This is a genomic window from Thalassotalea litorea, assembly GCF_005843925.1.
Taxonomy (GTDB): Bacteria; Pseudomonadota; Gammaproteobacteria; order Enterobacterales; family Alteromonadaceae; genus Thalassotalea_A; species Thalassotalea_A litorea_A.
In genome coordinates, this window is record NZ_VCBC01000026.1 from 1 (window position 1) to 10,990 (window position 10,990).

General features: G+C 45.4%; 7 protein-coding genes. 3 read left to right on the forward strand and 4 right to left on the reverse strand.

What is annotated here, in order from left to right; all coding sequences use genetic code 11:
* Window positions 1–674: 674 nt before the first annotated feature.
* The 4 genes from pta to FE810_RS16760 form a co-directional block, all read right to left on the reverse strand.
* Window positions 675–2,786 (reverse strand): phosphate acetyltransferase, encoded by a 2,112-nt coding sequence (gene pta, locus FE810_RS16745; protein WP_138321787.1) that lies wholly within the window; start codon window positions 2,784–2,786, stop codon window positions 675–677.
* Entirely contained in the window at window positions 2,786–3,988 is a 1,203-nt protein-coding gene (locus tag FE810_RS16750; RefSeq protein ID WP_138321789.1) for an acetate/propionate family kinase, read from the reverse strand. The genes pta and FE810_RS16750 overlap by 1 nt, the downstream gene beginning before the upstream one ends.
* A 141-nt stretch (window positions 3,989–4,129) precedes the next feature.
* Window positions 4,130–5,113, reverse strand: coding sequence for a universal stress protein (locus FE810_RS16755; protein WP_138321791.1), 984 nt, complete (start codon window positions 5,111–5,113; stop codon window positions 4,130–4,132).
* 213 nt (window positions 5,114–5,326) lie between these two features.
* Window positions 5,327–6,340: a response regulator transcription factor gene (locus FE810_RS16760; protein WP_138321793.1), complete on the reverse strand. Its 1,014-nt coding sequence runs from the start codon at window positions 6,338–6,340 to the stop codon at window positions 5,327–5,329.
* Between the two features lie 120 nt (window positions 6,341–6,460).
* Between FE810_RS16760 and FE810_RS16765 the strand changes: the two genes are divergently transcribed.
* The 3 genes from FE810_RS16765 to FE810_RS16775 all read left to right on the forward strand — a co-directional run bounded on the left by FE810_RS16765 (window position 6,461) and on the right by FE810_RS16775 (window position 10,691).
* Complete coding sequence (locus FE810_RS16765; RefSeq protein ID WP_246037085.1) at window positions 6,461–8,098, forward strand: FAD-binding dehydrogenase; 1,638 nt, start codon at window positions 6,461–6,463, stop codon at window positions 8,096–8,098.
* A gap of 67 nt (window positions 8,099–8,165) precedes the next feature.
* Complete coding sequence (locus FE810_RS16770) at window positions 8,166–9,902, forward strand: thiamine pyrophosphate-binding protein (protein ID WP_138321795.1); 1,737 nt, start codon at window positions 8,166–8,168, stop codon at window positions 9,900–9,902.
* A 309-nt stretch (window positions 9,903–10,211) separates the two neighbouring features.
* The gene (locus FE810_RS16775; protein ID WP_138321797.1) at window positions 10,212–10,691 is read left to right on the forward strand and encodes a hypothetical protein; all 480 of its coding nucleotides are present in this window, start codon (window positions 10,212–10,214) and stop codon (window positions 10,689–10,691) included.
* Window positions 10,692–10,990 lie beyond the last annotated feature (299 nt).

Here is a 10,990-nt window from a genome sequence, read left to right on the forward strand (position 1 = left end):
CAGCGAATTAGGAAGGCTAAAGGTAGTGAGACAACGACGTGCCAGAGAGAACTCCTGAAAGCACCGGTTGGAAAGTCAGCCTTGATAAGAGAGGCAATGTGTCAACGACCACCATCAGTAAGCTTGCCAACTACTGGTTATTCGGTGCTAGGGATACGGATATTAGAAATGTACAGATTGTAACTAAATTGTAATTATAGGTAACTCATAACAAAAACATAATGTAGCGCACTCAGAAACAATCTAAATACCAGTGAGCCGCATCACTGACGATGTGTAAAGTTACAAACAAAGATAATTTTGACTTAAAGATAGGAAATACCGGCTCGGCGCCAGCAAGGTATCGAATGGCAACGAATAGGAACGAATAGGCAGTGATAAATGAGCGAAGGAAAAGACCCCACACTTTCGGCTATTAAATAAAAACGCCGCGATCCTGATAAGTAAACAGGTTCGCGGCGCATAAATGGCAGAATTGAAATAGAGCAGCTATTCGCTTTAATGCTCGTGGATAATGGTCGCTTTAATGTTCGCGGATAGTGCTCGCTTTAATGTGGGCTTTAATGTTCGCGAAAATATTCACTCTCAGTATGAGCGCCTATAAAAGCGCTTGTATGTACCCTATTGGCACAGACATCATAAGCTAGCGGCGCGAAGAATCCACTGCGGTGCAGCTAGCCTCCCGCCTGAATCGCAGTCAAGGCAATGGTATAAACAATGTCATCAACCAATGCGCCACGGGATAAATCATTCACCGGCTTATTCATCCCTTGCAACATCGGACCAATACTGACCAGATCCGCTGAGCGCTGTACTGCCTTATAGGTGGTATTGCCGGTATTAAGATCCGGGAAGATAAATACCGTAGCCTTACCCGCAACCTTACTGTTGGGCGCTTTTTTCTTAGCCACATTTTCCATTACCGCAGCGTCATATTGAAGCGGTCCGTCAATTAACAGATCCGGGCGTTTCTCCTGGGCAATTTTGGTGGCTTTGGCAACTTTCTCAACATCCTGTCCAGTACCCGATTGCCCGGTGCTGTAGGAAATCATCGCAACTTTTGGCTCAATACCAAATTTTGCAGCGGAATCTGCAGACTGTATCGCAATATCGGCCAACTGCTCTGCATTCGGATCCGGATTGATCGCGCAATCTCCGTACACAAACACTTGCTCAGGCAACAACATAAAGAACACGGATGAGACAAGTGATGTACCTGGCGCCGTTTTCACTAATTGCAATGCGGGGCGGATCGTATTGGCGGTGGTATGCACCGCACCAGAAACAAGACCATCTACCTGGCCCAGCTGTAACATCATGGTCGCCAACACTACATTATCTTTTAGCTCTTCGCGGGCAACAATGTCCGTTAAGCCTTTATGTTTGCGCAGATTTACCATCGGCGCGACATAATTTTCACGAATCGCTTCTGGCTCGGTAATAATCACTCCCGCCGGTAAAGTGACCCCCTGCTGCTCAGCAATACGCAAAATTTCTTCTTTATTACCCAATAATTGGCAACGGGCAATGTTTCGCTGTGCACAGATTGCCGCCGCTTTAATGGTCCTTACTTCATTTCCTTCCGGAAGCACCACCAGTTTATGGGCTTTACGCGCCAATTCCGTCAGTTTAAAGCGAAATGCAGGAGGTGACATTAACCCTTCTTTGCCGTCTTGCACTTCAAATTGGCTTACCCAGTCGTGATCGAGGTTATCGGCAACATAGTCCTTAATTCGATTCATCCGTTGTTCGTCTTCTTCCGGGATCTCCGGGTTATAACTCATCAAATGGCGCGATGTTTGCCAGGTATCCCAGGGAACTGACAATACTGGCAATCCCGTATCAAAGGCTTGTTGGCAAAGCTCTAGCACTTTCCCCGTTGGATGGATCCCATTGGTAAGCAATAGTGCGCCAACCTTAGTGCCATTCATTGCCGACAAACAAGTCGCAATAATGATGTCGGTACGATCGCCTGGTGTGACCACCAAGCGCCCTGCGGCTAGATGACTGGTAAGATTAGCAACCGTGCGAGCACAAAAGCTAATCGAGCGAATACGACGGTGTTCAATATCACCGCGGTTGACGATACTGGCTTGTAAATAATGGCAAACATCCAAGACACGCGGGGCGACTAAATCGATTTCCCAGGGGATCGCACCAATTAAATCGAAACCCGGGCGATGAAAAATATCCAAATCGAGCCAGGGTTGGGTATCAAAGTCACGATTGATATCGGTTTCCCGTGGCAGTAACCCAAACACATCTTTATCCGGTGAGTTTAGTTTATTAATAACACAGCCAAGTAAGCGAGGATTTTCAAGACCACCGAAGGTTTTCGCGCTGACATCAATGCGGTCTGCAAACTCTTCAGGCGTGTCGGCATCGGGTGCGGCCACTAAAATGACATCCGCCGATAAGGTTTGTGCAACTAACTGGTTAATTCGAGCAGTGTATGGCTGGCGAGTGGTCGGAATTAAGCCTTCGATAACAAGCACGTCTTGGTCATACTTCTGACAATTACCGACGATTTCTTCTAACACAACATCCTGTTGCCCTTCTCCAACCTGCTCTTCCAAATAAGACAAAGAAATCGAGTGTTGATGCACCGTACTGCGATTGTCTTGCGCAGTTTGTTTGTTCTTCATGACACTGCGAGATGGTTGATCAATCGGTTTAAAATAACCAACATTTACCCCAAGTTGCTGTAACTTGTGATAAAAACCGTAGGATACACTACTTAAGCCAACACCAAAGCCGACCGGTACAAACATGATACGACGTGCCATTAATTAGCCTCGTTAATTAGTTGATAGGTTTGTTCTGCGATTACCCATTCTTCATTCGTCGGGATCACCCAACAAGCCGTTGCCCCATCTTTTGCAATATTGCCGCTGTTGCCAAAACGTGTTGCACTATTGGCCTCGTCATCCATTACCACGTTTAACAGCTTAAGACGGTTAACGACTCGCTCGCGCACTAAAGATGAGTTTTCTCCAATACCACCGGTGAAAACGATGCCGTCGAGCTTAGTCAAACTGGCACTGTAACTGGCAATGGTTTTAGCTATCTGATAGCAAAAGATATCCATCGCCAGATTTGCCTGAGCATTATCTTCGTCTTCAATCGCCTCTTCGAGTGTGCGACAGTCATTGCTTATCTCGGAAATCCCGAGCAAGCCACTTTCTTTATTGAGCAGGTTATCTACCTGTTCAATGCTATATCCCAATTGTCTGCACAAATGAAAAACGATCCCCGGGTCTAAGCTACCGCTGCGGGTTCCCATCACGAGTCCTTCCAGGGGAGTTAATCCCATCGAAGTGTCGACACACTTGCCATCTTCGATTGCCGCAATCGAACAACCATTCCCCAAATGGGCGGTGATCACTGAGGTTTGTTCCATCGCTTGCTGATTCAGCTTGGCGAATTGCTTACAGACAAAATAATGACTGGTGCCATGGAACCCATAACGGCGAATACTGTGCTGCGCGTACAATTGATAAGGCAATCCATATAAATATGCGGTTTTTGGCATGGTCTGATGAAACGCAGTATCAAATACTGCAACCTGAGGAAGGTGACTAAACGCCAGTTTTGCCGCACGGATACCGATCAAATTTACCGGGTTATGCAAAGGCGCGAGTGCCGCCAATGCTTCGATCATTTTTTCAACGACTTCGGTAACCACTTCCGGTTGGCTATAGTTCTCGCCGCCATGCACCACACGGTGGCCTATCGCCAGCAATCGTTGCTCGAATTTGTGCTCGTATAAAAAGGATACGAGATGGGACAATGCACTTTGATGATCGTAGGGTGCAGGTAAGGTGTCGATTATTTTCTCGCCATCGAGGTTAATACGAATGCTGGCATCCGCAGACAATAACCGTTCGGCAAGACCGGTTAATAAGGTTTTGCCACTTTCGGGCACAATCAAAGAAAATTTTAAGGAGGAGCTGCCACAATTAATGACCAGCACACAATCTTTTGTCATTTCAGACATCCTGTTATCGAAAAGAATCAGTAGGTTTGTTTAGTATAGTTGTGAGTGTAACATTCAAGTTTGACCTGGCTCAAAGCTATATTGCATTACAATCGATTGTTATGGCTGATATTTTTTCAGCTTTATCGACAACTAGGCGACCGGAGAAACAAATCCCTGGGGTTTTACCGCGATAACCGATTGCTGCAGGTGCAATAAGATATTCTCGGCAGTGTTGCCCATAATAAAGCCCGCTACCCCGGTTCTCGCCACGGTTCCCATGACCACGAGTGTCGCGTCAATTTGCTGTGCATATTCCGCGATTTTTTTACGGGGTGACCCTTTTAAGGAGATCACCTTAGGTTTAATGTATTGCTCAACGTCGTCGCCAAGCATGGCATAAGTCTGTTCTAACATTCGATTTAGCGACTCGTCATGTTGATGTTTAAGATCATCAACATACTGGTCCACTTTATCTTTTGCCGTGCCGATTAACGGGCCACGCATGCTACTTTCATAATTCGCAGTCCATACCGACAGCAAATGAAGCTCAGCACCTTCGGCCAGGGCAATGGAAACTGCAATTTCGATCACCTTAAAGTTTAACGATTGCCGTGTTGCCAATTCCTGCTCTGGGTAATCTTCGCTGGCATCAACGGTCGCCAATACCACGGGTTTGCCTGCACTGCTTTTATCGCGATGCGAGCGTGGTTGTACTAACCAAACCGGTACCGGACATTTGCGCATTAACCGCATATCTTCACTGCCAAACACTCGGTTTAACAGCCCTTCACTATCGGCGGCCTTTACAACCAAATCGATATTGTCCGCAATGGCCTCTTTAATCACCTCGATAAATGGCATACCCAGCAACAATTTATGATTTATTGTTACGTTTTCGGCATAGGAACTGACACTATTTACCAGCGTTTGATGCGCTTGCATCATCGATTGGTACAATTCAGAATCCTCAAAATCGCAACCCACTAACGCATCCGTATTCAAGATACTGGGAAGGACCGTTGCGATGGTAAGACTGGCTTGCGCATTTTTTGCCATGATCAACGCTTGTATCAAAGCATTTTTGTTGTCGTTTTCTTCGCTGACAATAAATAAAAGTTTACTTGGAAGCCACACGATATCGTCACCCAGCTAAATCAAATAATTTAAGTCTATATGCGGAAGCAAGGCACCGCCAATCACAAGAACATAGATTCCTCATTCATTCAAAAGGGTTATTATTGGTTACGCGTAACTGAGGAATAGGAGAGCAATGAGTGCGCGCGCCTTAATATACAAGCGAGTTTAACGCGTTAGTTCAACCGGGTTAATCGTTTTAGACGGCATTATTCAAAGGTTCGAATCCAAGTTCAAAAGTGACCGCAGCTGTGCCTTAGAGCCAACATTGAGTTTCTGATAGATACGATATAAATGATTCGAGACGGTTGATGGTGACAGATTCAAAGCCTGCGCCGCTTGTTTAAATGTCATTCCTTGATTGATGACTTCCACAACTTGTTTTTCGCGATGGCTAAGTAAGTCAAGTGGCCCGTTGGGCCACAATTCAACAATAAACAACTCATTAAAATCGGTCACTTTCAGTTGCAGTTTGTCTGCAACAGCACAATGCCCCGTCGTTTTTGATGATTGAATTTGCGCCTTAAAGCTCTGCAATAATTCTTCGGGTAGGCAATCGAAACTGGTCTGTGGATAATGCTGCTCTAACAAATCCAGCATCGTTGATTGTGCTTGATGAAAGTACCCCTGGGAATCGCAGATTCCTTTGTAGGTGTTAACCGATTGACTCGGTTGTTGTTCGAGGGTCATAAACAACGCATGTTCGGCACTTTTTAGTAAGTGAAATAGTGCACTGGCCTGATTGGCCCTGTCGGATTGAGAAAAGGGTTGGTTACGCGAAAAGCGATATAAGGTTAATAAGGTGAATAAACCGGTTCTTTCGTCTAAGTGCATCGACGCTAAAATACGTTCAATGCCCATTGGCTTAAAGCATTGTTGATATATCTGAGATTGATAAAAGTCCTCATCGCTCAGCAGGTCCTGCATATCAATGGGCTGCCCCAAGTTGGTCAAGAGTACATCGGCCATTGGATTTAGCGACAGGGTTTGCAATAACAACTCGCCTAACGGTTCCGGTACATTAAAGCGCGTATGATTATGAAATTTCAATGTCTGTTGATGGCCGTTGCTCCATATTGCGCCATCAAAATCAATCACCGATTGCAGCTGTGCTAATGCCCAGTGGCGAAATTCCTGCAATTCAATGCGACTCGTCGCGGTATATAAACTGGCGATAAGTTGCTGCATTGGACCTGAGTAACAGGGTAAAGTGGTTTCGTTATCCATAGATGATTACGGCCATTAGGGTATTTTTACTATAGCGCTCTTGCACGCATTGGTTAAGATGGTGTTAATGGCATTATCTCTATTGACTATCTTCAGTGCAAGGAACAAGGGTTGATGAGTATGAGCAATAAAGAGGACACTATGGAACAAAAGTCGAATGTGATCATCATAGGCACCGGAATCGCCGGTTTGACCTGTGCCTTGGAATTACTACGCAAAGGACAAACGGTTCATATGATTGATGCTCAGAATGAATCACAGGTTGGTGGCCTGGCGCGTTGGGCATTCGGCGGCATGGCACTGGTGGGTACACCGGAGCAAAAACGCAATGGTATTACCGACACGCCAAGCATTGCATTAAAAGACTGGTATGCATTTGCGAACTTTTCCGATCAGGATATATTTCCCAAGCAATGGGCCGAATTTTATGCAAATCGCTCATATCAGGATGTCTATTGTTATTTGAAAGAGTTAGGCATTACCTTTTTACCCGCCGTTAACTGGGTCGAACGTGGTTTATTTTCTCCCGGCAATTCCCTGCCTCGCTATCATGTTATCTGGGGGACATCTCTCGAGCTGGTCAAGGTCGTATTAAATGCACTGCAGCCGTTTAAAGAACAACAAAAAATTACCTTTGATTTTAACTGTAAGGTAACTGAATTAATCAATCAAAATGGCAAAATTATCGGTTGCAAAGCGCAACGCCCTGAGCAAACGCCAAAAGAGTTTTATGGATCGCAAGTCGTGATTGCAACCGGTGGTTTTACTGGCAATTTAGAAAAAGTAAAGCAACACTGGCCAAAAGATTGGTCAAAGGCACCAGAGACTTTGCTTAATGGCACACACCCAAGTAGTGATGGTGCCATGCACGATGAAGTCAATCGCCATGGTGGTCAACTCACCCACATGGATAAAATGTGGAACTATGCCGCCGGCATTCCCCACCCTGAGCCGCACTTTGACGGCCATGGACTGAGTTTGATCCCTTGTAAATCGGCGCTCTGGCTCGATTATCAGGGGAAAAGGATCGGCCCGGATCCTCTAGTCACCGGCTTTGATACCAATTATTTGTGTCAACGCATGGCGGATCAGGAAAAAGGTTATGCCTGGCATGTCCTTAACTGGAAAATCGCCAGTAAGGAGTTTGCCGTTTCTGGTGCTGAACACAATGTGATGATCCGCGATAAGAAGTTTTTAACTTTTCTGAAAGAAACTGTGCTCGGTAATCATAGATTCGTCAAAGAAATGCAGGATAGCAGCGATCATTTTATCGTTGCAGATAATCTTAGTGAACTTTGTAATGAAATGAATAAGCTTGCTGGCACCGAAGATATCAATCCGGTTGTGCTGCAACAAACGTTAAATGATTATGACGAGATACTGGCGCGTCCCGACAGTCAGTGGAATGATGATCAAATTCGCCATATCGAGCACGCCAGAAAATGGAAAGCCGATAAGCTAAGAACCTGTAAGCCACATCCGATTCAGGATGAAAAACATGGCCCTTTGATTGCCATTAAAGTGGCTCTGATTTCCAGAAAAAGCTTAGGCGGCATTCAGACTAATCTAAACTCTCAAGTGTTAGATGCATCGCAACAACCGATTGCAGGGTTATATGCGGTGGGCGAAGCGGCAGGGTTTGGTGGTGGTGGTGCCAGTGGTGCCCGATCATTAGAAGGGACATTCCTATCTGGATGTATTCTGACTGCTCAGCAAGCCGCTCGGGCGATTAATGAAGCGACACAGTCAAACTCTTAGATTACATTAGCATTGCAATAGCAATAAAAATACAAAGCTTAAACAGCACGAATAATAGGAAACAACAATGAAAAAGACTGGTGCCTGGTTAGCGCGTTATGCCATGGAACAAGTAGGGATAAAATACACCTTTGGTATTCCTGGCGTGCACAATACCGAGTTATACGACGAGTTGAATAACTCAGAGCAAATCACCCCGTACCTGGTCACTCATGAAGCCCATGGGGGTTTTATGGCTGATGCTATTTCTCGTACCACCGATGGTATTGGTTCGATGTTAATTGTTCCAGCTGCCGGCATCACTCATGCAGCCAGCGGCATTGCCGAAGCGTTTCTTGATGGTATTCCCATGCTCGTCGTCTCCGGTGGCATACGAACTGACTCAAAATTTGATTATCAATTGCATCAACTGGATCAATTAAAACTCGTCGAAGGGATCACTAAAGCTCAATTTAAGATAACCAGCCACGAAGAGATTATTGCCACCATATATAAAGCATATGATATTGCGGTGTCTGGCGAGCCAGGGCCGGTATTTGTCGAACTACCGGTGAATCTGCAACTCGATAAGGCCGATATTTCTGCCCTGCCATCTTATATAAAGCCGCCACAATCGTCTGTATCAGACGAGACCTTAATGGCAATTCGAACCGCCGCAAGCAGTCTATACCAAGCCAAAAATCCGGTGATATTTGCGGGTTGGGGAGCGGTTGGTGCTTTTAATGAGCTCATCGAGATCGCAGAGCACATCGGTGCTCCAGTGTCGACGAGTTTACAAGGGATCAGTGCATTCCCCGCGAACCATGCAATGCACGCGGGTTTTTGTTTCGGTCCTGCAGCCAGCGATGCACCGCGAAAAGCCTTTGCAAAAGCAGACTGTGTACTGGCCATCGGGACACGATTTGCGGAAATCGCAACCGGCAGTTTTGGCGGGGAATTGCCAGATAACCTCATCCATATCGATATCAACCCAGAAGTCTTTGGCAAAAATTTCCCAACCAAAATTGCCATTGAAGGCGATGCACAACCACTTTGTGCCTTGTTATCGGAAGCTCTGAGAAAACAAGGTTCAGGCAAAGACAACTCAGAGGTTGCGGCGAAACTGGCGGCCAATAAAGCAGCCTACCGAAAGAGCTGGGTTGAGCACGACAGTAAAGACCAGGTTAACCCTGCCCTTTTCTTCGATGAACTACGTGCCCAATTAAATGACGACGCGAACATCGTGGTTGATGATGGCAACCACACTTTCTTATCTGCGGAATTGATGCCGATCCATAAAGCTCGGGGATTTATTTCTCCTACGGACTTTAATTGTATGGGCTATGCAACGCCTGCGGCGATCGCCACCGCCTATGCCCATCCTCAACAGGAAACCGTTGCCATCGTCGGTGATGGCGCGTTTATGATGACCTGCATGGAACTGGCCACGGCCGTAAATAACGAGATCGGTGTCATTATTGGTGTCTTTAACGATGGTGAACTGTCGCAAATATCTCAGGCACAGCAAATTCCATACAATCGCAAAACCTGTACCGTGCTACCGCAAACCAAGTTACAAGGGATTGCTATCGCAACCGGGGCCGACTATGTCCGAATTGAAACCAATGACGATTTGCAGGTGGCCATTACCGAAGCAAGAGAGCTAGCTAAACAAAATCGTGCGGTTATTTTGGACATCAATATTGATTATTCAAAACCCACCGCATTTACTCAGGGTATCGTCAAGACCAATTTAAAGCGTATGCCAATCAGCACCAAAGTGAGAATGATCGGCCGTGCGATTTATCGCAAAATCACCGACTAAGCGATTCACCTACATCAAACACCCACTCACTTAAAACCAATATCAGCCAAACAACAAGGCTAGCAATACGCTAGCCTTGTTGTTAACGGTCACCTTTTCTCGTATACGAAAACCTTACATTAATAGCATCGTATATTGTCACCCCTGTGCAATCATCCAACATTAATCACCCGCATATAGACACCGTTTGCTTTTCGTATTTTGTCTCCGTTTGCCAGCGCTCATTTTTTATAAAAAAAACGCTTGCGTTCTGTGCAAAAATTAAATACTGTATATTCATACAGTATATTTGCATTTAAGGAAATACACATGATTAACGCAGCAAAAAAAATCACTAACTCAAATCAGAAAACCCTTAAAAACACAGGCCTGGCGACAAGGAATGAGATGAGTGTCAGTATCGGCTCACCCGTTAATAATGTGCTTCCATTTCCAGCGAGTTACCTAGAAAAACAACAATCACGTTCGATAACATGCACATGGAAAGACGTTTATCAACGCTCATTAATCCAGCACAAATGCGATAAATGGGTCATGGTCGTTAACGCCAACAAAGCACAATTAAAGGCATTATCCATACTAGATAACACCGTCAATTTACTTTCTGTGAATCCTGAAAAAGAGATTGAATTTTCTACCCTAATCGCAACTTTAAAATGTGGAAATTGCGCGTCCATGATCATCACCAATCGACAGTTCAGCGAGCAACAGTTGCGCTTATTAACCATCACTGCGGCGCAAAACGATTGTCAGTGCATCGTCATCGAGAAAGAGTTGAATTTGCATTAAGGATCAAAGTGAACAGGTTTCAGGATTCAGAAAAAGCCCCTCCGCCTCGAGTCATTCTCTGACATTATAGGGAATCTTAGCTCAGGCTGAATGTCTTAAAAGTGCCAATAGGAGCAGTACGTATCGCAAGCGATACTCTGGGAACGCGACGAAAAACGTCGCTTCGAGTACGCTGATGTCATCAGCTCCGAGTACTCGCTGTTTCGAGCGAAAAGCAACCTAACCTCGCGTCATTCCCTATATGGACTCCCGTTTCATTTCAAGGATACTATCAAAATAAATTGTAAAACTGCTTCCGC